The sequence below is a fragment of the Streptomyces sp. NPDC033216 genome, assembly GCF_055577115.1.
This window is the reverse complement of the sequence record NZ_JBVIQK010000010.1, coordinates 190,194-215,256: the sequence shown is the minus strand read 5'-3', so window position 1 is coordinate 215,256 and position 25,063 is coordinate 190,194. Positions and strand designations below refer to the sequence as shown.

At 72.7% G+C, this 25,063-nt stretch carries 23 protein-coding genes and 2 pseudogenes; 14 read left to right on the top strand and 11 right to left on the bottom strand.

Annotated elements, in window-relative coordinates; all coding sequences use genetic code 11:
- Positions 1-73: 73 nt before the first annotated feature.
- Positions 74-550 (bottom strand): nuclear transport factor 2 family protein, encoded by a 477-nt coding sequence (locus tag ACZ5Y0_RS20545; protein WP_469130101.1) that lies wholly within the window; start codon positions 548-550, stop codon positions 74-76.
- 148 nt (positions 551-698) lie between these two features.
- On the opposite strand from ACZ5Y0_RS20545, the gene ACZ5Y0_RS20540 reads away from it, so the two are divergent.
- Positions 699-1,814, top strand: coding sequence for an AI-2E family transporter (locus ACZ5Y0_RS20540; protein ID WP_469130100.1), 1,116 nt, complete (start codon positions 699-701; stop codon positions 1,812-1,814).
- 139 nt (positions 1,815-1,953) lie between these two features.
- Here the strand turns inward: ACZ5Y0_RS20540 and ACZ5Y0_RS20535 are convergent, their stop codons facing one another.
- Together ACZ5Y0_RS20535 and ACZ5Y0_RS20530 are read right to left on the bottom strand one after the other, a co-directional pair.
- A complete protein-coding gene (locus ACZ5Y0_RS20535; RefSeq protein WP_469130099.1) occupies positions 1,954-2,133 on the bottom strand; it encodes a hypothetical protein in 180 nt (59 codons plus the stop codon).
- A gap of 116 nt (positions 2,134-2,249) precedes the next feature.
- Positions 2,250-2,851 (bottom strand): annotated as a pseudogene (locus ACZ5Y0_RS20530) (dihydrofolate reductase family protein).
- 71 nt (positions 2,852-2,922) lie between these two features.
- On the opposite strand from ACZ5Y0_RS20530, the gene ACZ5Y0_RS20525 reads away from it, so the two are divergent.
- On the top strand, positions 2,923-3,501 hold the full coding sequence (locus tag ACZ5Y0_RS20525) for a TetR/AcrR family transcriptional regulator (RefSeq protein WP_469130098.1): 579 nt from the start codon (positions 2,923-2,925) through the stop codon (positions 3,499-3,501).
- Between the two features lie 568 nt (positions 3,502-4,069).
- Here ACZ5Y0_RS20525 and ACZ5Y0_RS20520 read toward each other — a convergent pair.
- The gene (locus ACZ5Y0_RS20520) at positions 4,070-4,945 is read right to left on the bottom strand and encodes an undecaprenyl-diphosphate phosphatase (RefSeq protein WP_469130097.1); all 876 of its coding nucleotides are present in this window, start codon (positions 4,943-4,945) and stop codon (positions 4,070-4,072) included.
- A gap of 306 nt (positions 4,946-5,251) precedes the next feature.
- On the opposite strand from ACZ5Y0_RS20520, the gene ACZ5Y0_RS20515 reads away from it, so the two are divergent.
- Together ACZ5Y0_RS20515 and ACZ5Y0_RS20510 are read left to right on the top strand one after the other, a co-directional pair.
- Positions 5,252-6,421 (top strand): Gfo/Idh/MocA family protein, encoded by a 1,170-nt coding sequence (locus ACZ5Y0_RS20515; RefSeq protein WP_469130096.1) that lies wholly within the window; start codon positions 5,252-5,254, stop codon positions 6,419-6,421.
- Positions 6,418-7,344, top strand: coding sequence for a DUF6807 domain-containing protein (locus tag ACZ5Y0_RS20510; RefSeq protein WP_469130095.1), 927 nt, complete (start codon positions 6,418-6,420; stop codon positions 7,342-7,344). Before ACZ5Y0_RS20515 ends, ACZ5Y0_RS20510 begins: the two co-directional genes overlap by 4 nt.
- A 111-nt stretch (positions 7,345-7,455) precedes the next feature.
- Here ACZ5Y0_RS20510 and ACZ5Y0_RS20505 read toward each other — a convergent pair whose 3' ends face one another.
- Complete coding sequence (locus ACZ5Y0_RS20505) at positions 7,456-7,929, bottom strand: winged helix-turn-helix transcriptional regulator (RefSeq protein WP_469130094.1); 474 nt, start codon at positions 7,927-7,929, stop codon at positions 7,456-7,458.
- 149 nt (positions 7,930-8,078) lie between these two features.
- On the opposite strand from ACZ5Y0_RS20505, the gene ACZ5Y0_RS20500 reads away from it, so the two are divergent.
- Positions 8,079-9,248: a thiolase family protein gene (locus ACZ5Y0_RS20500; protein WP_469130093.1), complete on the top strand. Its 1,170-nt coding sequence runs from the start codon at positions 8,079-8,081 to the stop codon at positions 9,246-9,248.
- 25 nt (positions 9,249-9,273) lie between these two features.
- On the opposite strand, the gene ACZ5Y0_RS20495 is transcribed toward ACZ5Y0_RS20500, so the two are convergent.
- The gene (locus ACZ5Y0_RS20495) at positions 9,274-10,068 is read right to left on the bottom strand and encodes a TVP38/TMEM64 family protein (RefSeq protein ID WP_469130092.1); all 795 of its coding nucleotides are present in this window, start codon (positions 10,066-10,068) and stop codon (positions 9,274-9,276) included.
- A gap of 49 nt (positions 10,069-10,117) precedes the next feature.
- On the opposite strand from ACZ5Y0_RS20495, the pseudogene ACZ5Y0_RS20490 reads away from it, so the two are divergent.
- From ACZ5Y0_RS20490 to ACZ5Y0_RS20480, 3 genes and pseudogenes are all read left to right on the top strand, one after another.
- Positions 10,118-10,315, top strand: a pseudogene (locus ACZ5Y0_RS20490) (DNA alkylation repair protein); the annotation flags it as partial.
- A gap of 339 nt (positions 10,316-10,654) precedes the next feature.
- Entirely contained in the window at positions 10,655-11,824 is a 1,170-nt protein-coding gene (gene tuf / locus ACZ5Y0_RS20485; protein WP_469130091.1) for an elongation factor Tu, read from the top strand.
- A gap of 370 nt (positions 11,825-12,194) precedes the next feature.
- Positions 12,195-13,040: a spermidine synthase gene (locus ACZ5Y0_RS20480; protein WP_469130090.1), complete on the top strand. Its 846-nt coding sequence runs from the start codon at positions 12,195-12,197 to the stop codon at positions 13,038-13,040.
- Between the two features lie 262 nt (positions 13,041-13,302).
- On the opposite strand, the gene ACZ5Y0_RS20475 is transcribed toward ACZ5Y0_RS20480, so the two are convergent.
- Positions 13,303-14,661: an MFS transporter gene (locus ACZ5Y0_RS20475; protein ID WP_469130089.1), complete on the bottom strand. Its 1,359-nt coding sequence runs from the start codon at positions 14,659-14,661 to the stop codon at positions 13,303-13,305.
- An 85-nt stretch (positions 14,662-14,746) separates the two neighbouring features.
- Positions 14,747-15,760: a DUF8017 domain-containing protein gene (locus tag ACZ5Y0_RS20470; protein WP_469130088.1), complete on the bottom strand. Its 1,014-nt coding sequence runs from the start codon at positions 15,758-15,760 to the stop codon at positions 14,747-14,749.
- A gap of 163 nt (positions 15,761-15,923) precedes the next feature.
- On the opposite strand from ACZ5Y0_RS20470, the gene ACZ5Y0_RS20465 reads away from it, so the two are divergent.
- Complete coding sequence (locus ACZ5Y0_RS20465; RefSeq protein WP_469130158.1) at positions 15,924-16,361, top strand: DUF4442 domain-containing protein; 438 nt, start codon at positions 15,924-15,926, stop codon at positions 16,359-16,361.
- A 406-nt stretch (positions 16,362-16,767) separates the two neighbouring features.
- On the opposite strand, the gene galU is transcribed toward ACZ5Y0_RS20465, so the two are convergent.
- Complete coding sequence (gene galU / locus ACZ5Y0_RS20460; RefSeq protein WP_469130087.1) at positions 16,768-17,730, bottom strand: UTP--glucose-1-phosphate uridylyltransferase GalU; 963 nt, start codon at positions 17,728-17,730, stop codon at positions 16,768-16,770.
- A gap of 396 nt (positions 17,731-18,126) precedes the next feature.
- Here galU and ACZ5Y0_RS20455 point away from each other — a divergent pair, with 396 nt between their 5' ends.
- Together ACZ5Y0_RS20455 and ACZ5Y0_RS20450 are read left to right on the top strand one after the other, a co-directional pair.
- Entirely contained in the window at positions 18,127-20,043 is a 1,917-nt protein-coding gene (locus tag ACZ5Y0_RS20455; RefSeq protein ID WP_469130086.1) for an RICIN domain-containing protein, read from the top strand.
- Positions 20,044-20,305: 262 nt separating this feature from the next.
- On the top strand, positions 20,306-20,959 hold the full coding sequence (locus ACZ5Y0_RS20450) for a DedA family protein (protein ID WP_469130157.1): 654 nt from the start codon (positions 20,306-20,308) through the stop codon (positions 20,957-20,959).
- 32 nt (positions 20,960-20,991) lie between these two features.
- Here ACZ5Y0_RS20450 and ACZ5Y0_RS20445 read toward each other — a convergent pair whose 3' ends face one another.
- A complete protein-coding gene (locus ACZ5Y0_RS20445; protein ID WP_469130085.1) occupies positions 20,992-21,519 on the bottom strand; it encodes a gamma carbonic anhydrase family protein in 528 nt (175 codons plus the stop codon).
- Between the two features lie 109 nt (positions 21,520-21,628).
- On the opposite strand from ACZ5Y0_RS20445, the gene ACZ5Y0_RS20440 reads away from it, so the two are divergent.
- The 3 genes from ACZ5Y0_RS20440 to ACZ5Y0_RS20430 all read left to right on the top strand — a co-directional run bounded on the left by ACZ5Y0_RS20440 (position 21,629) and on the right by ACZ5Y0_RS20430 (position 23,780).
- Positions 21,629-22,411, top strand: a complete 783-nt coding sequence (locus tag ACZ5Y0_RS20440) for an acyltransferase (protein ID WP_469130084.1) — start codon at positions 21,629-21,631, stop codon at positions 22,409-22,411.
- Positions 22,412-22,603: 192 nt separating this feature from the next.
- A complete protein-coding gene (locus tag ACZ5Y0_RS20435; RefSeq protein ID WP_469130083.1) occupies positions 22,604-23,176 on the top strand; it encodes a helix-turn-helix domain-containing protein in 573 nt (190 codons plus the stop codon).
- A 43-nt stretch (positions 23,177-23,219) separates the two neighbouring features.
- Entirely contained in the window at positions 23,220-23,780 is a 561-nt protein-coding gene (locus ACZ5Y0_RS20430; protein WP_469130082.1) for a YbaK/EbsC family protein, read from the top strand.
- 33 nt (positions 23,781-23,813) lie between these two features.
- Here the strand turns inward: ACZ5Y0_RS20430 and ACZ5Y0_RS20425 are convergent, their stop codons facing one another.
- Positions 23,814-25,037 carry a 4-hydroxybenzoate 3-monooxygenase gene (locus ACZ5Y0_RS20425; protein ID WP_469130081.1) on the bottom strand — a complete coding sequence of 408 codons (1,224 nt, stop codon included), beginning with the start codon at positions 25,035-25,037 and terminating at the stop codon, positions 23,814-23,816.
- Between the last annotated feature and the right edge of the window lie 26 nt (positions 25,038-25,063).

Here is a 25,063-nt window from a genome sequence, read left to right as displayed (position 1 = left end):
CGTGGTCGCTCCGGTGTGCGTGTCCGGGGCCATCTCCGATCGGACGGCCCTCGGCGGACGGAGCGTCAACCGCTCAGCCGGTGGCCTCCTGTCCTGGCAGCCGGCGCCATTTCTCCCGCACCACCACCTCGCGCACCCGCCAGCCGTCCTCCGTCCGCAGCAGTTCGAAGGCGTACCGGCCGCCGCACACGAAGTCCGGGGCCGTGGCGGGACCGTCCCCGGCGGCCAGCCGCATCGGGTTCACGTAGTCGGCCAGGACCCGTGCGGTGTCGCCCGGGTCCTGTTCCAGGACCCCGAAACGCAGCCTGCGGTTGACGATCAGATGCTGGCGCATCGAGAACAGCCGCATGCTCTCCTCGAGCCATGCGGCGACTTCCCCGACCTCTCCCTCGATCCCGCCGGCCGAGCGGTAGTCCGCCCGCCCGTCCGGAGTGAACAAGTCCCGGTAGGCCGCCCAGTCGCCGTCGTCGACGGCGACGGCGTAGTCGGTGATCAGACCGTCGACGGCCAGGCGGTCCATCACGGCGGCGAGCTCCACACGCTGCGTCATGGCCCGAGTGTTGGGCATGGCGGGCGTGGCGCCAAGGGCCGTGCGGGTATGTCCGGCCGATCAGTGCCCCGAACCGCCGGGAGACCCCTGCTGAGCGGGAACCGGGGCCGTGCGTGTCCATGACCGGCGTACCCATAGGGTTGGCCGCATGTCTGCCACGTTGAGTTCCACGAGGACCCGCGCCGCACTCCGTGCGTCGGCGCGTATATCCGTCGAATTGTTGCTGCTCCTCGTGGGGCTCGCGGTCGCGCTCTGGCTGCTGGGGCACATGTGGTCGATCGTCTGGCCCCTCATCGTCGGCCTGTTCATCACCACTCTGGCCTGGCCCCCGACGCGCTTCCTGCGCCGGCACGGCTGGCCACCCGCCCTCGCCGCGGCGTTCGTGACCGTCCTGTTCCTCCTGGTCGCCGCAGGCATCGTGGCGCTGATCGCGGTGCCGGTCGCCTCCCAGTCCGGGGAGTTGTCCGACGGCGTGGTCGAAGGCGTCCAGAGAGTGCGTGAATGGGCGGCCGGGCCACCGTTGAACATCGGCGACGACCAGATCACCAAGGCCTCCGACAGTGCGGTCGCCCGCGCCCAGGACGGCCTCGGGAGCATGGTCACCACCGTCGTCACGGGAGTGAGCACGGTGGTCAACGGTCTGGTCACCGCCGTCCTCGCGGTCTTCCTGATGTTCTTCTTCCTCAAGGACGGTCCGCGGTTCCTGCCGTGGCTGACCCGTCAGCTGCCCGGCCGGTTCGCCGTGGACGTGCCCACGGTGGCCTCGCGCAGTTGGGACACGCTGGGCGCGTTCGTGCGCTCGCAGGCGCTCGTCGGTCTGCTCGACGCGGTGCTGATCGGCCTCGGCCTGTGGATCCTGGACGTGCCGCTGGTGCTTCCGCTGGCGGTGCTGACCTTCGTCTCGGCGTTCGTGCCGATCGTGGGCGCGCTGTTCGCCGGATTCGTGGCCGTCCTCATCGCGCTGGTCTCCAACGGTCTGACGGACGCGTTGATCGTGCTGGCCATCATCGTCGTGGTGCAGCAGCTGGAGGGCAACGTCTTCCAGCCGATGATCCAGAGCCGGGGGCTCGGCCTGCACGCGGCGGTGGTCCTGCTGGCGGTGACGCTGGGCGGCAACCTGGCCGGAATCGTCGGCAGCCTGCTCGCCGTGCCGGTCGCCGCGGTGCTCGCGGTGGTGTGGAACTACGTACGGGAGCAACTCAGCGACCCGGCCGAGGAGCCGGGGGCGGACGGGGTGCACAACGGGGTCGTGGTGCCGTCGTAGCGGGTCCTGACGGGAGGCGGGGCGTGCCGTGTCGGCGGGAGCCTTGAGGGGGGCGCGGCCGGGGCGGGTGGTGGAGGGGCCGTGGGCCGCGACCGGGATCGAGGCGGAGGCCGGGGCCGGTCCGGCGACGGGGGTGGTCTCAGGCCGCCTTCACGACCTCGCCGCGGACGGCCTTGGCCCACTCCGCCACCAGCAGCTCGTACTCCGCCCGCTCCTGGGCCGACAGCGATCCGCCCGCGCGCAGCCACAGCGCCCGGATCTGCTCGTTCAGCTCGGCGGCGGACCGCACGGAACCAGGGCCTGATGAACTCGGGGACATGGGCAACAGCCTAGGGGCAAGCACTGACACTGCGCTACCGGGTGACTACACGAACCCTATGCGCTTGGTCACGAGCCACCGCCACCGCTCGGGCGGGCGCGGTCGTCGGCCGCCGCTCACTGCCGGGCGCGGGTGAGGCGGGTGACGGTGACGCCGTCGGGGAAGGCGGTGCGCTCGGCGACGTCGAAGGCGGTGGGGTCGAAGGCGCCGTCGAGCGCCGGGATTCCCGCGCCGGCGACCACCGGATAGTGCTTCAGCACCAGTTCGTCGATCTCGGGCAGGACGGCGCCCGCGAGCTTGCCACCGCCGCAGAGCCAGATGTCCAGGCCGGTTCCCTCCTCCCGCTTGGCCGGCGGACGAGGGTGAGCGGGTCGCCGGGGGCGACGGTGACGGCCGGGTCGACGTCGGGCTCGAGAGTGCTGGAGACGACGTACTGGCGCAGGTGCGCGTACGGGCTGGTGATGCCGTGTTCCCGCGGCGGGCCGGTAGGTGCCGGGGCCCATGACGACGGTGTCGAAGTGCCGGTCGGGTGCGTCCGCGGCGATGCCGGCGGCCGTGCGGAGGGCGGTCGGGACGGTCTCGGGGTACAGCGCGTTCATCCGGGTCGAGTGGGCGGCGGCCTGCCGCTCGTCGCCCTGGGGGACGAAGTCGTACTCGCCGCCGGGGCCCGCGATGCGGCCGTCCAGCGTGACGGCGCGTAGTGCACGAGCTTTCGCATCTGCGCTGACTCCTTACGTAGTACTCTCTCCGTAGTGGTTCGGACGTAGTACTGCAATTGGAGTGGTGCCAATGGTGAGACGGAACGACGAGCGGCGCGCCGCCCTCGTGGATGCCGCGATCGAGGTCCTGGCCAGGGAGGGCGCCCGAGGTCTGACCTTCCGGGCGGTGGACACGGAGGCCGCCGTGCCCGTCGGCACCGCGTCCAACTACTTCGCCAACCGCGACGACCTGCTCACGCAGGCCGGCGCCCGTGTCTATGAGCGGCTCCAGCCCGACGAGGCCACGATCGCCCGCCAGCGGTCGGCCGGCCGCGACCGGGAGGCGTACGCCGGGCTCATGCGTGAGCTGGTCGGCCGCATCGCCGCGTTCCGTACTGGCTATCTCGCCCTGCTGGAGCTGCGGCTGGAGGCCACCCGCCGCCCTGAGCTGCGCAAGGTCCTCACCGAGCGGGTGCGGGCCGACGTGGACGCGAACGTCGCCTACCACGAGGCGTCCGGCCTCCCCGGAGACGCCATGGCCGTCAAACTGCTCATCCTGACGTTGAACTGGCTGATCGTCGAGCAGCTCACCCTGCCGGACGTCTTCACGGAGGCGGAGCGTGAACGACTGGTGACGGCGGCGGTCGATCGGATCGTGGCGGCGGACTAGGGTCTGTCGTCTGGATCAGCCTGGCCGTGAGCTGCGGCGCCATGGGGTCGACCCGAGCGGGGTCCGGTGCGTGCGGCTGCACGGCGGAGGAGGGCGGCGACGCGGAGCATCGGCAACCGGCGACAACGCCGCAGACGCACGTGCCGGACCCCGCGACGCCGGGATGATCCAGACGACAGGCCCTAGGTGTGCCGACCGCAAGTGGAGTCGTCCGCCCTCCGGGCTGGCGGGCGGCCCCCCCCGCAGGGCGGGCCCGGCGGCGTCCGGTGCGTGCGGTCGCAAGGCGGAGGGGTGCCCGGATACCGGTGCGTCGGGGCGGTCTCGATCACGCGGCTGGGAGTGCCCCCTGCGGGCTTCTGGGGGGTGCGCCCCAGTGTCGCCGGGCGGACGGGACTTCGATGCACGCGCAGGCCGTGGCGCTGCCGGCCGGCCCGTGGCAGCCCCGTGTGCCGACCGGTCCGTGACGGGGCGGTGTCTCACCGGAGCCCGCCGGGGAGTCGAAAGCCGACCTCCCGGCAACGGCACGGCCGCGCCGGTGAAGCGCGGGTGAACTGCCGCCCGCGCGGGGTCAGCCCGCCGACTCCGCAGCGTGCGGGCTCAGGACGCCCATCGCGACGAGGGCGATGATCACGATGCCCAGGACGACGCGGTAGTACACGAACGGCATGAACGACTTCGTGCTGATGAACTTCATGAACCACGCGATGACGGCGTATCCGGAGGCGAACGCGATCACCGTCGCGAACGCCGTCGGCCCCCAGGCCACATGTCCGCCCTCCATGGCGTCCTTCAGTTCGAAGACGCCGGAGGCCAGCACCGCCGGGATGGCGAGCAGGAACGAGTAACGGGCCGCGGACTCGCGCTTGTAGCCCATGAACAGGCCGCCGCTGATCGTGGCGCCGGAACGGGAGACGCCGGGGATGAGGGCGCAGGCCTGACAGAGGCCGAAGATCAGGCCGTCCTTGACGCCCAGGTTCTCCAGGCTCTTGCGCTGCTTGGGTGCCCGGTGCCGGCCGCCGTTCTCGTCGCGGGCGGCCAGCCGGTCGGCGATGCCGATGACGATGCCGACGACGACGAGCATCGTCGCCGTGATCCGCAGGTCGCGGAACGGCCCCTCGATCTGGTCCTTGAGCGTGACGCCGAGCACGCCGATCGGGATCGAGCCGACGATCACCAGCCAGCCCATCTGGGCGTCGTGGTCCTTGCGCATCGTCTTGTCGAAGAGCGACCGGGACCACGCCGAGATGATCCGTCCGATGTCCTTGCGGAAGTAGATCAGCACCGCGGCTTCCGTGCCGATCTGCGTGATCGCCGTGAAGGCGGCCCCGGGGTCCTCCCAGCCCGCGAAGGCCGCGGTCAGCCGCAGGTGCGCGCTGGAGGAGACGGGGAGGAACTCGGTCAGCCCCTGGACGAGTCCGAGGATGAGTGATTCAAACCAAGACATGAGGTTACGGAGTCCAAGTGCCGATCGGGGGGGGGCGACGGACACGGCGAGCCGCCGCGCGTGGTGATCAAGTGATGTGTCGGAAGGCAGCGTAGCGCCCCTGGGTGACAGGCCCGGCACAGGGGTTTCGAAGGAGGCCGCACAGGGGAAGCGCGCACGGCGGCCGAGCAGGGCGTATGTGTTGACCGGCCAGGGGGGCGCCGCTTACGTTGCTGCCGGGAGAAAGCGCTTGCTATCTCGTTCCCCGGAGCAGGCCGCTCTCCCTCCCGTGCCGGGTCGTTCGTCGGAGGAGTGCTGATCTCGCCCATGTCCCCATCCCCTCCGCTCGCCGGACGCCGGATCCGCGCCGCCGTCATAGGCACCGGCGCCATCGCCCGCGGCTCCCACCTGCCCGCGCTCGCCCAGCTCGCCGCGGAGGGTGAGACCGAGGTCGTCGCGGCCGTCGACATCGATGCCGGCGCCGTAGAGGCCTTCTGCGCGGAGGGCGGGATCCCGCACGCTCACACCGACCTGGAGCGGATGCTCGCGGAGCAGCGCCCCGACCTGGTGACGATCTGCACCCCGCCGACCCTGCACCGCGAGCAGAGCGTGGCCGCGCTGCGGGCCGGCGCCTGGGTGTGGTGCGAGAAGCCGCCCGTGCCGACCCTCGCCGACTACGACGCCGTGACGGCCGAGGAGGGGGCCGGGGGAGGGCCGTACGCCTCGATCGTCTTCCAGCACCGCTTCGGCTCCGGTTCCGACCACGTACGGCGCCTGCTCGCCGAGCGGGCGATGGGACGGCCGCTCGTCGCGCACTGTCAGACGACCTGGTACCGCGACACCGCTTACTACGCCGTTCCCTGGCGCGGGCGCTGGCGGACCGAGGGCGGCGGGCCCGCGATGGGCCACGGCATCCATCAGATGGATCTGCTGCTCGATCTGCTCGGACCGTGGAGCGAGGTGCGGGCCATGGCCGGCCGGCTCGTCCACGACGTGGAGACCGAGGATGTTTCCACCGCCCTGGTCCGGTTCGAGAACGGCGCCATGGCCACGATCGTGAACAGCGTCCTCAGCCCCGACGAGGTCAGCCGTATCCGCATCGACTGCGAGCGGGCCACCGTCGAGTTGACCCATCTCTACGGCCACGGCAACGCGAACTGGCGGATCACCCCGGCACGGGACGTCCCCGCCGAACAGGCCGCCGCATGGCAGGACTTCGGCACCGACGTGCCCAGCTCGCACCTGGCCCAGCTGCGAGGGCTCGTCGCCGCCATGCGGGCGGGGGAGCGGCCGCGCAGCAGCGGCGCCGACGGGCGCACCAGCCTGGAACTGATCAGCGCCCTGTACAAGTCGGCCTTCACGGACGTGACGGTCGAGCGGGGGGAGATCGCCCCCGGTGACCCGTTCTACACGGCCCTGCACGGGGGTGCCCCCGGCTGGGCACCCGCCGTCGAGCCGACCGTCTCTCCCGTCGACCGCCGGGGGGTGTCGGCATGAGCGGGCTGCGTCTCGTCCACGCCCACGGGGACCGCATCACCGTGACCGACCGCGACACCGGTGTCGAACTGCTCGCCTACGTCTACCGGCCCGAAGCCGCCTGGGAGGCGCCGAAGCCGTACGTCCACCCGCTGCGCACCCTGGCCGGCGATGTCGTCACCGACTACCGGCCCAACGACCACCGCTGGCACAAGGGGCTGTCCCTGACGGCCTCCCACCTCTCGGGCGCGAACCTGTGGGGCGGCAACAGCTACGTCCACGGCGAGGGGTATCTCGAACTCCCCGAGCGCGTCGGCTCGATGGCGCACACCGGATTCGACGAGGTCACGGCCGACGGCGACCGGGTCGTCGTCGCCGAGCGGCTCACCTGGCATCCGTACGGCGGGGAGCTGTGGGCCGAGGAGCGGCGCCGGATCGAGGTGCACGACGTGGACCGGGCCGGTGGTTCCTGGGCGCTGACCTGGACCAGCGCGATCACCAACCGCCGGGAGGAGCCGCTGAGGTTCGGCAGTCCGACCACCGCCGGACGGGAGATGGCCGGCTATACGGGCCTGTTCTGGCGTGGCCCGCGGGCCTTCCGCGACGGCCGGATCATCGGCTCCGAAGGGGAGGGGCCCGAGCTGATGGGAACGCAGGGCCCCTGGCTCGCGCTGTCCGGCGAGCACGACGGTACCGACGGCCACGCCACGGTCGTCTTCGCGCACGCCCCCGAGAACGACCAGTCCGGCGACGCGGGGGCCCACCCGGCGCACTGGTTCGTCCGCAACGAGCCCTTCGCCGGCATCGCCCCGTCCTGGGCCTTCCACGACGAACTGGAGCTGGCGCCCGGCGACACCCTCACCCGCCGCTACCGGGTGGTCGTCGCGGACGGTGCCTGGGAGCGGAAGGAGATCGCCGAGTACCTGGCGGCGCATCCCTGGTGAGCGGGGTCCGGCCGGCTGCCGGGCCACCCGGACCGCGTCGCGGGCCGACACGCGGGAAGCCTTCCGTCCGGATCGCGCCGGGCCCGCGCGGTCCGATCCGGACGGAGAACCTCAGGCGGCCGCCGGGCCCGTCACCGTCCAGCCCGGGGTCTGCGGGTGGGCGGTGAGATCCTCGTGCTGGACGGGGGCGCCGCAGGCGGTGCACGTGACCACGGGGACCATCTCGTTGCCGCAGACGTGCTCGACGACCATGGGGCGGTCGTCGTCCGCGCGCAGGTGACGGTCGCCCCACGCCATGAGCGTCAGCAGGACCGGCTCCAGTTCGAGTCCCGCCCGGGTGGGCCGGTACTCGAAGCGCTGCGGGCGCTCGCTGTACGCGCGCTTGGTCAGGATCCCCGCGTCCACGAGCCTGCGCAGTCGGGTGGCCAGGATGTCGCGCGGGGCGCCGATGTTGCGTACGAGCTGGTCGAAACGGCCATTGCCCAGGCACACCTCCCGCAGGACGAGCAGGGAGTACTTCTCGCCGACGAGCGCCAGGGCGTCGGCGATGGAGCAGGGACGCGGGTCTTTGGTGGAGGCGGCCATGCCGCTCAGTCTAGAGGAGGGTTGGATTTCCCAACTCGCGGGTTTGAAATTCCAACCTACAGCGCTAGGGTGGGTTCGGATTTCCTACTCACCGGTAATCGCCGCGTTCCGGCGGGCCGGTCACCGCCCGCCGGCCAAGGAGGCCCCCCATGCGTGACGCAGTTGTCGTCGAAGCCGTACGCACCCCGATCGGCAAGGGCAAGCCGAACGGCTCCCTCGCTCATGTGCACCCCGTCGAACTCCTCGCCCACACCCTGCGCACCCTCGTCGAACGCTCCGGCGTCGACCCCGCGCTCATCGACGACGTCATCGGCGGCACCGTCGACCAGGTCGGCGAGCAGGCCATGAACACCACCCGCTACGCCGCCCTGTCGGCGGGCTTCCCCGAGACGGTGCCCGCGACCACGGTCGACCGGCAGTGCGGCTCCTCCCAGCAGGCCGTGCACTTCGCGGCCCAGGGCGTCATCTCCGGCGCCTACGACCTCGTCGTGGCCTGCGGTGTGGAGTCGATGAGCCGCGTGCCGATGTGGTCCAACGTGCCGCCCGGCAAGGACCCCTTCGGCCCCGGAGTCGCCGAGCGCTACCCGCAGGGCCTGGTCCCACAGGGCATCAGCGCCGAACTCATCGCCGCGAAGTGGTCGATCACGCGCGACCAGATGGACGCCTTCGCCGTCTCCTCGCACCGGAAGGCGGCCGACGCCTGGCAGAAGGGCCTCTTCGACGCCGAGACCGCGCCCCTGGACGGCGTATCGCACGACGAGTGCGTGCGCCCGGACAGCAGCCTGGACGTCCTGGCCGGGCTCCGGCCCGCCTACCACGACCCCGCCTTCGCGGAGCGCTTCCCCCAGATCGAGTGGAACGTCACCGCGGGCAACGCCAGTCCGATCAACGACGGCGCCTCGGCGGTGCTGATCACCTCCAGCGACACCGCCGCCCGGCTCGGACTGCGCCCGCTGGCCCGCCTGCACAGCTTCGCCGTCACCGGCTCCGACCCGCTGCTGATGCTCACCGGCGTCGTCCCGGCGACCGAGAAGGTGCTGCGCCGAGCGGGCCTGCGCCTGGACGACATCGACCTGTTCGAGGTCAACGAGGCCTTCTCCAGCGTCGTCCTCGCCTGGGCGCAGGAGACCGGCGCGGACCTCGGCAAGGTCAACGTGCACGGTGGCGCGATCGCGCTCGGCCACCCACTGGGCGCGAGCGGCACCCGGCTGACGACGACGCTCGTCCACGCCATGCGCGAACGTGGGGCCCGTTACGCCCTCCAGACGATGTGTGAGGCGGGCGGTCTCGCCAACGCGATGATCCTCGAAGGGGTGTGACGCACGGCAGGATGCCTGCGCGGCGTCAGCGGCGGCGCAGGTGGTGGCGTTTGCGCCAGGCCACCACCGCGCCCAGCGCCGCGGGCAGCGCGATGGCCGCCATCGAGACCAGGAAGAGCGGCGAGGTGGGGGAGGAGGCGCTCGCCCCGGCGACGGCGTACGCGGCCGTGTTCGGGAGCGAACCGATCGCGGTCGCGACCAGGAACGGCAGCCAGCCCATGCGGGATACGGCGGCGCAGTAGTTCGCCGCCCAGAACGGCACCCCCGGGAACAGGCGGGCCGCCAGCATCGACCGCAGCCCGTGCCGGCTCAACTGGCCGTCCGCCGCCTTCAGGAGCCGTCCCCGCAGCAGGGGTCGCAGCGCGTCCTGGCCGAGGATCCGGCCGAGACCGAAGGCGAGCCCGGCGCCCACCACTGTGCCCGCCAGCGCCGCACCGGTCCCCAGCTGCGAGCCGAACAGCGCCCCGGCGGCCAGGTTCAGCAACGGCCGCGGCACGAACGCCACCGTGCACAGTCCGTACGCCACCGCGAACACGGACGCCGCGGCGACACCGCCCAGTTGGGGTGGCCAGCCCTCCGAGAGCAGCCGCTGCGGCTCGAGGAGCAGCACGGTCGACGCGGCCGCCAGGAGCAGAGCGACCAGCAGCGAGAACCGGGCCCACGGCGAGAGCACGGCTCTCGTGCAGCGCGCGGCGAACCCCGTGGGCGCCGGGGCGGCCAGGGGCAGGGGCGCGAGCGGTACGGGGACGACCAGCTCAGTGGCGGTGGCCCGGGGAGAGGCCGTGGCGGTGCCCCCAGAGCGGGTGTGGGCATCGAGCATCCGGCGACACTAACCGAAGGACATGTGTGATCGCCGTATGGTTCGTCTCATGACCGTCACAGGAGCGGCGGCGGCGGACGTACCGCCGAGCGCTCTCGCCGACACCGTCCTGGAGCGGCTGACCGTCGTGTACGGCGCCGCGGCCGATCCCGCCAGGGCGGTGACGATGCGCGCGTACATGAAGGACGTGGCCCCCTTCCTGGGCATCCCGGCACCCGAGCGCCGGGCCCTGTCCCGGACCGTCCTCACGGAGTAGTCCGGTCCGCGCGGGCGCCCAGCGGCGGCCCCGGACCCCGCCCGCCGGGGGAAAACCGTTCGACACCGCTCGCACCCTCGGCGAGGATCGGCCCCATGTTCCGGTACGCCTTCCACCTCGCTGCATCCGCGGTCGCGGATGCGCCGAAGGCTGCCGTTCCCGTTCTCGTGGCCACTGTCGACGGCGCCCGAAGCTGACCCTCTCCGGATCGACCGGCGGACCCCGCAGGGGGAGGGTCGGCCAGTTCCTCGGGGTCCCCGCCCCGGCCGGCGTGCCCATCGCCGCCCGGGCCGCCACACAGCACCCTCCGAGAGGCTTCGAGGTATCGCCATGCCCAAGACGGCTTACGTGCGCACGAAACCGCACCTGAACATCGGCACCATGGGTCACGTCGACCACGGCAAGACCACGCTCACCGCCGCCATCACCAAGGTCCTCGCCGGGCGCGGGACCGGCACCTTCGTGCCGTTCGACCGCATCGACCGCGCCCCCGAGGAGGCGGCGCGCGGCATCACCGTCAACATCGCGCACGTCGAGTACGAGACCGACACCCGGCACTACGCGCACGTCGACATGCCGGGTCACGCCGACTACGTCAAGAACATGGTCACCGGCGCGGCGCAGCTCGACGGGGCGATCCTCGTCGTCTCCGCGCTCGACGGGATCATGCCGCAGACCGCCGAACACGTCCTCCTCGCCCGCCAGGTGGGCGTCGACCACATCGTCGTCGCCCTCAACAAGGCCGACGCGGGCGACGAGGAGCTGATCGACCTCGTCGAGCTGGAGGTCCGCGACCTGCTCACCGCGCACGGCTACGGCGGCGACTCCGCGCCCGTGGTACGGGTTTCCGGGCTGAGGGCGCTGGAGGGCGACCCGCGCTGGACCGCGTCGATCGACGCGCTGCTCGACGCGGTCGACACCTACGTGCCGATGCCCGAGCGGTATGTGGACGCGCCGTTCCTGCTGCCCGTGGAGAACGTGCTCACCATCACCGGGCGCGGGACCGTCGTCACCGGTGCCGTGGAGCGCGGCACGGTCCGTCTCGGCGACCGGGTCGAAGTGCTCGGCGCCGGCGTCGAATCGGTGGTGACCGGCCTGGAGACCTTCGGCAAACCGATGGAGGAGGCGCAGGCCGGGGACAACGTGGCGCTGCTCCTGCGGGGCGTACCACGGGACGCCGTACGGCGCGGGCACGTGGTGGCCGCGCCGGGGAGCATCGTGCCCAGCCGGCGTTTCACTGCGCAGGTGTACGTGCTGTCGACACGGGAGGGCGGGCGCTCGACGCCCGTCTCCACCGGCTACCGGCCGCAGTTCTACATCCGTACGGCGGACGTGGTCGGGCGCGTCGACCTCGCCGAGGCGGCCGTCGCGCGGCCCGGTGACACGGTCGCCATGACCGTCGAGCTGGGCCGCGAGGTGCCGCTGGAGCCCGGCCTCGGCTTCGCCGTGCGGGAGGGCGGACGGACCGTGGGGGCGGGCACGGTGACCGCCGTCGAGTGACAGCGGGACGCGCGCGGGGGACCGCGGGCCGGCGCGTGGCCGGTCCCGCGGTGCCCCGCGTTCCTGTCGTGACTGACGGCCGGGGTGCCCGGCGCTTCCGTGGTGCCTCATGGCTGGGGCGCCCCGGGCTTCCGTGGGGCCTCGCGACTGCCGTGCCTCGCGTTCCTGTGGTGCCTCGGGTCTGACCGGTGCCTCGCACCTGTGCGGTGCCTCGCACCTGTGCGGTGCCTCGCACCTGTGCGGTGCCTCGCACCTGTGCGGTGCCTCGCACCTGTGCGGTGCCTCGCACCTTCGACGGCTCCGCGCTCCGGGTGGGCCCGCGCTCCGGGTGGGCTCCGCGTCCCTGCGGGCACGCAGGCAGAATGGCAGGGTGAACGACTCCATACCCGTCACCCGAGCCGTCGACCACGGCACCGCCAAGCTGATGCCCGACGTCGACCGGGAGCGGGCCTGGCTGTTGACGGTCGACGGGGCGCCGCAGTCGTACGTCGACCTGGACGAGCCCACGCACCTGGAGTTCGAGTACACCCGGCGGCTCGGGCACGTCCTGGACACCGTCGCCGAGGCCGGCCGTCCGCTGGACGTGCTGCACCTCGGCGGCGGGGCGTTCACCCTGCCCCGGTACCTGGCCGCGACCCGGCCGGGCTCCCGGCAGGACGTCGTGGAGGCCGACCGGGGGCTGTTGGACCTCGTGGCCCAGCACCTGCCGGTCCCGGCCGGCACCGGCATCACCCTGCACGCGGCCGACGCGCGCGGCTGGCTGGAGACGGCCCCGACCGCCTCCGCCGACATCCTCGTGGCCGATGTCTTCGGCGGCTCCCGCGTCCCCGCCCACCTGACGACCCTGGCCTATGCCCGCGAGGCCGGACGGGTCCTGCGCGCCGACGGCGTCTACCTGGCGAACCTCGCGGACGCCGCCCCGTTCGCCTTCCTGCGCTCGCAACTCGCCACCTTCGCCGAGGTGTTCGAGCATCTCGCGGTCATCGCCGAGCCGGCGGTCCTGCGCGGCCGCCGCTTCGGCAACGCCGTCCTCGTCGCCGCCCACCAGCCCCTCGACGTCTCGCCCCTGGCCCGCCGCACCGCCTCCGACGCCTTCCCCGCCCGCGTCGAACACGGCCCGCCACTGAGTGAGTTCATCGGCGAGGCGCGCCCGGTGAGCGACGAGGAGGCGGTTCCGTCACCGGTGCCGCCCGAGGGGGCGTTCGGGATCGGGTGAAGGGGTCCACGCTTCCCAACCCTGCGGCCCTGGCCCCTTCCGGCCCCCCGGCCGGGCGGCGGGTCCGGGTGTCTCCAGCCCGGCCGGGGCTGCGCAGCGCGGAGGGCGAGGGAAGCGTGCCGTCCGAGGGGGCGTCCGGCCTCGCGTGAACCGGCCCGCGGCCCCACCCGTGTGGGGACGCGGGGTTCGCTCCGTCGCCGCACCGGCCGGGGAGGCCCGTGCCGGCCGCCGGGTTCGGGGGCGGGGGAGTGGTCCGCGGCTCTCACCCGAGCGCGCCGCGGTCTCCGTCCGGCTCCGCCGGGACCGGAGCCGGGACTGCGTGGCTCGGTTGCGGCTCGGGGTGGGGCCCGACGGGGTCCGCGGCCGCCGTCCGCCCGGTCACCGGCTTCGTGCGGCGGGTCAGGCCGCGTACGTCCGGTACGCACAGGACCGCCGCCGTGACCACGACGACCAGGACGGCGCAGCCCCACAGGGAGGCCGTGCGGCCGAAGAGGGACTCGGAGGGGCCTGCGAGGGCCGTCGCCAGGGGGACCAGGGCGACCGAGCCGAACCAGTCGTAGGCCGAGACGCGGGAGAGTTTCTCCTCCGGGATCTCCTGGTGCAGGGCGGTCATCCAGGAGACGCCGAACACCTCCAGGGTGATGCCGGTCAGGAACATCACCGTGCACAGGACACCCACGGGCACGGGCACGGCCAGTGCCGCCGAGGGCAGGGCCAGGGGGAAGACACAGAGGGTGCCGACGAAGAGCAGGCGGCGCGGTTTCCAACGGGTCATCAGCAACGCGCCGGCCACCGTGCCCGCCCCGAAGAAGCCGAGGGCGAGACCCCAGGGGCCCGCCCCGCCCAGATGGTCCCGGGCTACGAGGGGGCCGTAGACCGCGTCGGCGGCACCGACGACGGCGTTGGCGATGGAGAACTGGAGCACGATGCCCCACAGCCACGGACGGCCGCTGAACTCCCGCCAGCCCTCGCGCAGATCGGCCAGCAGGCCGCCACCCCCCTGGCGTGCCGGGATGTGACCGACGTCGAGGAACGCGCGCAGCGACCCGGCGACGGCGAATGCGGCGGCGTCCGCCGCGAGGACCCAGCCCGGTCCGATCACCGCGACCATGGCCCCGCCGAGGGCCGCGCCGCCGAGACCCGCTCCCTGCATCGCCATCCTGAACACCGCGAACGCCCGCCCGGCCTGCTCGCCCTGGACCGAGGACATCAGCATCCCCTCGGCGGCCGGGCTGAAGAAGGCCTGACCGGTGCCGCCGAGCGCGGTCAGCAGCATCATCTGCCACAACCGGGGCTCGCCGGTCAGGACGAGCGCGGCGAACGCCGCCTGGGACAGGCAGTTGAGGGCGTTGGCCGCGACCATCACCCGGTGCCGCGGCAGTCGGTCGGCGATCGCGCCGCCGATCAGCAGGAAGAGCACCAGCGGCAACGTGCGGGCCGCCGCCACCAGCCCGACGTCGCCGCCGTCGCCACCGGCTTCGAGGACGGCGAACGCGGCGGCGATGAGGGCTCCGTGGCTGCCGAGGCTCGTGACGAACGCGGCGGCCGTCAGCAGGCTGTAGTTGCGGCCCGCCCAGGAGGGTCTGCGCAGGCGGGGACGGGGGTCGGCGGCTGAGGTCACCGGCCGACTATCCCCGCCCGCCCGCCGATCTGCCAAACCGATGATCGGGCGGGTCGCGCCCGGGACCGGCGGTGGGGCCTGGGCCTCAGCCGCCGGTCGGTTCCCCGTGCAGCCGCACCGTGGCGAGGATCTGCATGATCGTCGCCTTGGGCAGCTCGTCCTTCACACCCTTCGCGCCGTACAGGTTCCACGACACGTAGTCGTTGTCGGAGTTCTTGAATCCGAAGGTGATCGCCTTGCCGTCGCTGTCGCACTTGCCCTTCTGGGGCGTGTTCGTCGACTGCGCCCAGGCGTAGCTGCCCTTGACGCCCGAGGCTGTGGTGAAGGGGGTGGCCTTCTTGTCGAAGGTGATGCTCTTGCGGTCCGGCTCGGTGTAACCGCCGAAGACCCACCAGGCCGGGGTGTTGATGGCGATCTCGTCGGTGCTCTTGGCCCCTTCGGCGCCCTTGCTGCCGACCATGGCCAGCGCGGTCTCGTCGGTCTCGCCGTCCTTGTCGTCGTCGGACGTGCACCACTTCGACTTGTACTCGGCCGTGCCCGACTGAATGATCGAGTCGTAGCCGTCGGGCTGTTCCTTGTCCTTCCACTCGAAGCCCTGGCTCAGGCCCGGCGACTGGACCTCCCAGTCCGCGGGCACGTCGAAGGCGATACCCCACTTGGGATTCACGACGACCTTCCAGCCCGCGACGGTCGGCTTCTCGGTCTCGGTGCCGCGCGGGTTGTCGTCCGTGCCGGTCGAGGAGGAGGCCGAGTCGCTCGGCTCGACCGACACCGGCGGGCTCGGACTGCCCTTGGCCTGCGGCTTCTCGTCGGCATCGCCGCCCAGCACCAGGAATCCGGTGACACCGGCGGCCACCACGACGGCGGCGGCCGCCACGATCGCGACCACCTTCGTCCGGTTGCCGCCGCCACCGCCGGACTGCGGGGAGCCCGGGACCCCCGGCGTGCCCCACTGGGGCGTCGGCGGGTAGGGGTTGGGCTGCTGCTGGTATCCGGGTTGCTGATACGGATTCGGCTGCTGGTATCCCGGCTGCTGGTACGGATTGTTCTGCGCCTGCGGGTTCTGCTCTCCCCCGGGCGGCTGCTGTCCTGGCCACATGGCCAGAAACCCTAGTGCCGCCCATGACACGAACAGGTCACCGCCCCTCGTCAGGGCGGTACCGATTCCGCCGTGGCACGCCTTTCCCCGCGCGGGTTCCACTCCTTGCCCCTGGCCACTCGACGCTACTCATGGGTAACATCACCGCATGAGCGCAGACCAGATGTCCATCGGCGAGATGCTCGCCGCCACCGTGCCCATGGCCCGGACCCTGAACCTCGAGTTCCTCGAAACCAGGCCGGAGAAGGCCGTGGTGGCTCTGCCGGATCAGGAGGCGTTCCACAACCACGTGGGCGGGCCGCACGCCGGGGCGATGTTCACGCTCGGCGAGTCCGCGAGCGGGGCGATCGTGCTCGCCGCGTTCGGGGACCAGCTGTCGCGGGCCGTGCCGCTCGCCGTCCGTGCCGAGATCGGTTACCGCAAGCTCGCGATGGGGGCCGTGACCGCGACGGCGACCCTGGGGCGCCCGGCGGCCGAGGTCGTCGCCGAGCTGGACGCGGGGGAGCGGCCCGAATTCCCGGTGGCGATCGAGATCCGCCGCGCGGACGGCGCGGTGACCGGTGAGATGACGGTGGTGTGGACCCTGCGGCCCAACGGCTGAGCGGGCGGCTTTCGAGGAAGGTCCCCGGGCGCGGCTACGACCGTCTGGGGTCCTGCCTCCCGAGGCCGGCGGGCGCCGACGGGCGGTGCCGTCGCGTGTCGTGGCGTCGGCGTCACCGTGTGCGCCGAGCGCCGGGCGTTCTCCTCACGCGGCTACGGTGCCCCCGGCCCGCTCGTCGCGCGGGGCGTTCGCCTTGCGTGACTCCGCGGCTCTGGCCCGCTCGTCGCGCCGGGCGCTCGCCTCACGCGCTCCGGTGCCCCACGGTCAGGCACTTCCGGGTACGGGCCGCGGTGGCCCCGGTGTCCCGCGCCCTCACGCCGCCGGGCGTCGGCGGCGCGTGACGCCCTCGGCCTCGCGCCGGCATCCGCCGTGCGCCGGCGTGACGTGACTCCTGCGGTCCCCGCCCTCAAGCCGCCGACCGCTCCCGCCCCGCCCTTCCGCTCTCCGCGACCTCCGCCACGAACTCCTTGAGCCAGGCCACGAACTCCGGGCCCAGGTCGTCCCGGTCGCAGGCCAGTCGGACCACCGTGCGCAGGTAGTCGGCCCTGTCCCCGGTGTCGTGGCGGCGGCCGGAGAAGACGACTCCGTGCACCGTGCCGTCCGCGGCCAGTTCCTGGAGCGCGTCGGTGAGCTGGATCTCGCCGCCGCGGCCGGGTGCCGTACGCTCCAGGACGTCGAAGACGGCGGGATCGAGGACGTACCGCCCGATGACCGCGTACCGGCTCGGCGCGTCCTCGGGTGCGGGCTTCTCGACCAGTCCTGTGACCCGTACGACGCCGTCCTCCCCGGACGGCTCCACGGCCGCGCAGCCGTAGAGGTGGACCTGTTCCGACGGGACCTCCATCAGGGCGGCCACGCTGCCGGCGTACCGGCCGCGGACCTCCAGCATGCGGCTGAGCAGGGCGTCGCGCGGGTCGATGAGGTCGTCGCCGAGGAGGACGGCGAAGGGCTGGTCGCCCACATGGTTGCGGGCGCACAGCACGGCGTGACCGAGGCCGAGCGGGTCGCCCTGGCGGATGTGGTGGATGTCCGCGAGCCGGGCCGGATCGCGCACCGCGTCCAGCCGCACGGTGTCGCCCTTGGCCGCGAGGGCCTGTTCCAGTTCGAAGGCGTGGTCGAAGTGGTCCTCGATAGCCCGCTTGTGGCGGCCCGTGACCATCAGCAGGTCGTCCAGACCGGCCGCGGCGGCCTCCTCGACGACGTACTGGATGGTCGGCTTGTCGACGACCGGCAGCATCTCCTTCGGCGTCGCCTTCGTCGCGGGCAGGAATCGGGTGCCGAGCCCGGCCGCCGGGACGACCGCCTTGCGGACGGCGGGGACGGTCGCGGGCGCCGGAAGGAGAGGGGAGGAAGGGTGGGGGGCGTTCATGACGATCACGCTGCACCACGCGGCTGAGAGTTCCCCGAGAGACACATCTGAGACACCTGTAGGTGGGGCGGTGCCCGACGTTCCGGGCGGCACGTCGGAGATTCGGCGTGCCATCCGGCTTTTCCCGCACCCCTGTTGAGGCTTTCGCTCTCGCTTATTTTCGAATAAGGGTGCGCATACCGACGGTAACTATTCCACCAGGAGCGGGTGGTGGACTCCGGTCACTCGAACTCCTTGTTTCCCGTGAGGCGCGTGTGCGAAGGTGAGCCTCCCCCCAAGGCCCGTCGATCAGGGCAACACACCTGGTCAGACCAAAAGTACGCACCAATCAGGCACCTGCTTTCCGACGGACGCGTATTTCGTGTGCCGTTCGCCGCATCGGAAGGAAACGGTTCCGTGCAGTCCCCGAACCCCCCACGCCCGCCCTACCCGCCACGCCCCGGATGGACCCCCGGGGATTCCGACCGCGACCTCGCCGCCCGGCTGGGCGCGGCCGGCGGTCACCCCCGCGCCGTCGCCCTGCTCCTCGCCCGGCACTGGCACGCCGTCCACGACTACGCCACCGTCTGCCTGGCCGACACCGGAGCGGCCGCGCGTCTGGTGACCGCAGCCGCCTTCCACGAGGTGTTCGGCCGCCTGGCAGGCGGACACACCGACGGCGCGCTGCGCCCCCAACTCCTCGTCGCCGTACGGGACACGGTCCGTGCCTGGGCCGGCGCGGACGGGGTCGTCGCCGTCCTGCCGGAACTGCGCAAAACCGTGGGCGGTCGCGGACTGCGCGCCGCCCGGACCGTCACCCCCGAAAGGCGACAACTCGCCGAACGCGCTTTCCAGTCGTTGCCCGCCGCTTCCCAATGCCTGCTGTGGCATACGGAGGTGGAGGCCGAACCGCTCGCCGTACCCGCCCTCCTGCTGGGTGTGGACACCCTCACCGCCACGGCCGGTCTGGAACGGGCGCGGGAACAATTCCGGGCCGGTTGTGTACGCGCCCACCGGGAACTCGCCCCGTCGAGCGAATGCCGTTTCCACAACCGCCTTCTCGACGTTCCCCTGCGTCGCGGCGGGACACTGCTGCCCGATGTCCGGAACCACCTCGCCCACTGCCGCCACTGTCGGCACGCCGCCGAACAGCTCGGCCATTTCGACGGTGGACTGGACATACTGCTCGCCGAGACCGTCCTCGGGTGGGGCGCCCGCCGCTACCTCGACTCCCGCCCCGCACGCACGGCTTCCGCCGAGGCGGCGACGGCGATCCGGCCGGCCGCGGCCCGCCCGTCCGGCGGCACCGGCCGCCACCGCACCACCTCGGCGGGCCTGCTCGCCCTGCCGGGGCACCGCTCCCGGTCCGTCCTGGTGGGTGTCGGTCTGACCTCCCTCGCGCTGCTCGCGACCGTGCTGGCGAACCGGGGCTGGTCCGATGACGACGGTGTCCCCGTCCCCGGCGCCACGTGGGGCGCACCCGCCGGCGGCACGGGTGCCGCGGACACCGGCACGGGTGCGTCCACCCCGGACGGCCCCGCGTCCACCCCGGACGGCCCCGCGTCCACCCGGTCCGCCCCGGCCGCCGCCTCCGCCGCGAACCCCGTCGAGATCGCCCACGGCCGCCTGCGGGCCACGGCCACGGGACTCTGCCTGGACACCGACGGCGGCCGGGCCGAGTCCGGGGCGTCCGCCGTCCTCGCTGCCTGCTCCTCGGCCGCCTCCCAGCGGTGGTCCTACCAGGACGACGGCCTGCTGCGCAGTGCCGCCGTCCCGTCCCTCTGCCTGGCCGGCGACCCCGGACGCGGGACGGTCACACTGGCCCGGTGCGCGGCGCGTCCCGGAAGCGTCCTCTTCGACCTGACCGTCCGCGGGGAACTGCTGATGCGGCGCGGCGACGGGAGCCTGGTGGTCGCGCCCCGCACGGGCCGGTCACGGCCGGACGTCACCGTCACGGAACGGGACGGATCGGCGGGCCAGCGGTGGGCGTTCGACGCGGCGGCGGAGGAGGCGGAGGAGGCCGGGCGGGCCCCGGCCGCGGGGGAACCGGCTCCGGGGGAACCGTCCGGCGCCCCGGACGAGGCGCGGCCGCCGGGGCCGGACGACAGCGCTCCCGTTCCCGCTCCCGAGAAGTCCGCGCCTGGCGCCCGGCCGCCGACCCCCGCGTACGACACACGCTACGTCCAGGTCGACTGCTGCGAGGAGGAGAGGGAGCCCGCTCCCACGGCCCGTGCCCTCCCCGGCCCGGTCGAGGCGGTGGACCAGGTGCTCGGCGGCGTCGACCAAGGGGCGGAGGCCGCACTCACCGGCGTGACCACCGCGCTCGGCCGCTGAGCGGGCCGGCCGTCCCCGCCGAACACGACCGGCAGCCGCCGAACACGACCGGCAGCCGCCGAACACGACCGGCAGCCGCCGAACACGACCGGCAGCCGCCGAACACGACCGGCAGCCGCCGACGTGCTGTCGCTGCTTGGGGCGAGCCGCACCACAGGGCGCCCACGGGGCGGATCGGCGCCCCGGCCGACCCGGTAGGCTTCCCGGCGTGCGCCCGGTCGCGGCGCGCCGGGAAGCAGGACTCGAACGGGAGGAACCGGCGGTGCACGTCCAGGAATGGCTCGAGGCCGTACCCGCGGTCGCCATCTACGGGCTGGTGGGCCTGGTCATCGGACTGGAGAGCCTGGGCATCCCGCTGCCGGGGGAGATCATCCTCGTCTCCGCGGCGCTGCTCGCCTCGCAGCACGGAGACATCAACCCCCTGATCCTCGGGGCCTGTGCCACCGCCGGTGCGGTGATCGGCGACTCCATCGGTTACGCCATCGGCCGCAAGGGCGGCCGCCCCATGCTGGCCTGGCTGGGCAAGAAGTTCCCCCGGCACTTCAGCGAGGGGCACATCGCCACGGCGGAGCGGTCCTTCGAGAAGTGGGGCGTGTGGGCCGTGTTCTTCGGCCGTTTCATCGCCTTGCTGCGGATCTTCGCCGGGCCGCTCGCGGGCGTGCTGCACATGCCCTACTGGAGGTTCTTCGCCGCCAACCTGTTCGGCGGCATCGTGTGGGCGGGCGGGACGACGGCCGTCATCTACTACGTGGGTGTCGTCGCGGAGTCCTGGCTGAAGAAGTTCTCCTGGCTGGGCCTGGTGGTGGCCGTGCTCATCGGCCTCACCTCGATGATCGTGCTGAAGCGCAAGGCGAAGAACGCGGGGCAGCAGGCCGAGGCCGAGCCGAAGGCCGAGGCGGTGGCGGCTGCCGAGTAGGTCGCGGCCGTGCGCCCTCCCGCGGTACCGCCCTACTCGTGGATCTCGCCGTGGGCCTTGGCCAGGTCGGCGTACATGGTGCCGTTCAGCGTGACGCCCTGACGCTCCTCCTCCGTCAACTGACGCCTGATCCTGGCAGGCACCCCCGCGACCAGCGAACCCGGCGGCACCTGCATCCCCTGCGGCACCAGCGCCTGCGCGGCGACCAGTGAACCCGCACCGATCACCGCCCCGTTGAGCACGGTCGCGCCCATCCCGACGAGGCAGTCGTCGCCGACGCTGGCCCCGTGGACGACCGCGTTGTGGCCGACGGAGACCCGTTCGCCGATGGTCACGGGAAAGCCGGGGTCGGCGTGCAGGGTGCAGTTGTCCTGGATGTTGCTCCGCGCCCCGACGGAGATGCGTTCGACGTCACCGCGCAGTACGGCGCCGTACCAGACGCTCGCACCCGCCGCCAGTGTCACGTCCCCGATGACGCAGGACGTCGGCGCCACGAACGCCTCGCCGTCGATCTTCGGTTCCCTGCCGCCGATGCCCACTGTCAGCGCCTTGTGCGTCATCACCGTCTCCTCGTGTCCGTCTCCGCCCCGCACGGTACGCCACCCGGTGGGGTGAAGATCACAGCCCCGTGATGTCCTGGCGGTACCGCCCGCTGAGTACGGTGAGCGGGTGCCGAAGCGCAAGAACACGTTCTCATCCTGGCGGCGCCGCCTCACCCAGCGGGCCGTCCACGCGGGCTGGGCCTGGGTGCAGCGCTCCGGTTCCGTCACCGCCGAACACCCCGGCGGCCTCCGCTTCGGTTCGATAGGCGCCGGCACCCGGCTCGCGTTCCCGCTTGGCACGGTCTTCGGTGAGCCCTGGATCCACCTCGGCGCGCACTGCATCGTGGGCGAGCAGGTCACGCTGACGGCCGGCCTGATGCCGGACCTCGACCTCGGCCCGGACCCGATCCTGCGGATGGGCGACGGCGTCGTCCTGGGGCGCGGCAGCCATGTCATCGCCGACACGACGGTCACCATCGGCAGCGACTGCTACTTCGGGCCGTACGTCTACGTCACCTCCACCAACCACTCCTACGACGATCCGCACCAGCCCATCGGCAAGCAGTGGCCGCGGATGGAGCCGGTGGAGATCGGCTCCGGCTGCTGGATCGGCACCGGCGCGGTGATCCTGCCGGGGGCGCGGATCGGACGGAACGTGGTCGTCGCGGCAGGCGCGGTGGTGCGCGGCACGGTGCCCGACCACGCCGTGGTGGCGGGGGCGCCCGCCCGGGTCGTACGGCGGTGGACTCCCGGCGACGGCTGGCAGCCGCCGCTGCGCACCCCGGCCCCGGTGCCGATCCCCGACGGCGTGACGTCCGACCAGCTGGTCGCGCTGTCGGGGCTGGACGAGGAGTCGGCGGCGAGACTGGCCGCACTGGACCGGAACGGGGATGTGAGCGGCGCGATCTGACGCCTCTCCGCCGCCGAAGTCGGCGGACCCGCGGGAGGCTCGTGGCCAGGGCGAGGAGTGCTGTCACCCGGTCCCCCGCAGTACAGTTCGGTGCACGAGCGGGTGCATGAGGTCGTAGTGCAGTGGGATGAACCCTTGGGCTAAAATAGTAAACTCCGGACCCTGTCCGGAACGGGAGGAATTGGACGGAATGTGGCAGATCTCGACCTGCTGACCCAGTCTCTGGCGCGCAACGTCAAGCGATGGCGCACCGAACGCGGCTTCACCCTCGACACGCTCGCCGCCCGCGCCGGAGTCAGCCGCGGCATGCTGATCCAGATCGAACAGGCCCGCACCAACCCCAGTCTCGGTACCGTCGTGAAGATCGGCGACGCGCTCGGCATCAGCATCACCACCCTCCTCGACTACGAGCAGGGACCCGAGGTGCGCGTCGTGCCCGCCGACCAGGTGGTCCGCCTGTGGCACACCGACGCGGGCAGTTACAGCCGGCTCCTGGCCGGCACCGAGGCGCCCGGTCCGCTGGAGATGTGGGACTGGCGGCTGATGCCGGGCGACAGCAGCGGCTCCGACCCGCACCCGGCCGGCACGGTCGAGATCGCCCACGTCACCGCCGGCCAACTCACCCTCACCGTGGAGGGAGCGGAGTACCGTGTCCCGGCCGGCGCCAGTGTCACCTTCGCGGCCGACGCGGCCCACACCTACGCCAACCAGGGCGAGATCCCGACCGAGATGGTGCTCACCGTGTCGGTGCCGCCCGTGCGCTGAGACACCCCGCAGACCGGCGCGACCCCGCTGTCAGCGTGCGGTCATGGACGCACCCGTCGGACACTTCGACGACGCCAGGCCCGCCCCCGACTGCCTCGACGAGCTGGCCGGCCCGGTCGCCGACGCCGTACGCCACTGGAGCGGCAGCGTGCCCGCCGACCGGATCGTCTACGTCGAGACCGACCCCCAGTGGGCCGACACGGCCGTTCTCGTCGAGCACTACGGACGGGAACTGCTGGAGCAGTCGGCGAACTGCGTGGTGGTCGCGGGCAGGCGCGGCGGCGAGACCACCCTTGCCGTGTGTGTCGTGCTCTCCACCGCCCGCGTCGACGTCAACGGCGTGGTGCGCCGCCGACTCGGCGCCCGCGAGGCCTCGTTCGCCGCGATGGACACGGCGGTGGCGGCCACCGGTACGGAGTACGGCGGCATCACCCCCGTCGGACTCCCCGCCGCCTGGCCCGTGTCGGTGGACTCGACGGTCGTCGACCTGCCGTACGTCCTGGTCGGCAGCGGACGCCGGCGCGGCAAACTGCTGGTGCCCGGCAAGGCGTTCGCCGAACTGCCCGGCGCGGTCGTGCCGGACGGACTGGGCGTCGCGGTCTGAGGCGCCGTGGGGCGCGGAGACCGGCCCCGGCTGTCAGTAGTGTTGCGCCGCCCCCAGATACTGCTCCGCGAAGGCGCCGGCGGCGGCCGGGGAGGTGAACAGGCGACGCAGCCGGGCGAGGGTGGTGCCCGCCCGGAACGGGTCGCCCGTCGAGGCGCCGTGGTAGACCTCGGACAGCCACTGCGAGAACTCCTGGTAGTCCCACACCCGCCGCAGACACGCCTCCGAGTAGCCGTCCAGGCCACCGCCGTCCCCCCGGGTCAGATACCCGACCAGCGCGTCGCCGAGCAGGAACGCGTCGTGCAGCGCGAGGTTCATGCCCTTGGCGGCGATCGGCGCGACGAGGTGCGCCGCGTCCCCGGCCAGGAACAGCCGCCCGTACGCCATCGGCTCCACCACGTAGTCGTGCATGTCGAGCACACGTCTCTCGATCAGCGGCCCCTCCGTGAGCGGCGGGGCGTCCGCGGCCCCGAGGCGCACGCGCAGCTCCGTCCAGACGCGGTCGTGCGACCAGTTCTCCGGGGCGTCGCCGGGCGGACACTGAAGGTAGTACCGGGTCACCTCGGGGCTGCGGGCCATGTGCCCGGCGAACCCGTTGGGATGGATGCCGAACAGCACACAGTCGGAGGACGGCGGGGCCTGCGCGAGCAGCGCCAGCCAGCCGATGCCGTAGTCGTGCCGGGCGATCCGCACCTTCTCCGGCGGCACCGCGGCCCGGCTGACCCCGCGCGCCCCGTCCGCCCCGACGACGAAGTCGCACAGCAGCGACTGCCGTTGCCCGGTGCGCGGGCAGGTGTACGACGCCGAGGGGCGGTCCGTGCCGAGATCGCGCAGTTCGACGTCGCGCACCGAGAAGCGGGCGTCACCGCCGCGCACGTCGACGTACTCGCGCACCAGGTCCGTCACCAGCAACGGCTGTGGATAGACGAAGTGGTGACGCCCCGTCAGGTCGCCGTAGGGAAAGCGGTAGCCCTCACCGCCGAAGCGGAACTCGCACGTGGTGTGCGGTTGGGCCCACTTCAACAGGTTGTCGGCGAGGCCGCGTTCCTGGAGGCCGCGCACGACCCCCTCCTCCAGGACGCCCGCGCGCGGGTTTCCCTCGATGAACTCGCGGCTCTCCGTCTCCAGGATCACGCAGTCGAGGCCGGCGGCCCGCAGGATGTTGCCGACGGCGAGCCCGGCCGGCCCGGCGCCCACGACGACGACCGGGACGTGAGGCGCCGAAGGGGAGTTGGCGTGGAGGGAGGTGGTGGTCACCCGCACATTATGGAGGCCCCCTCAGG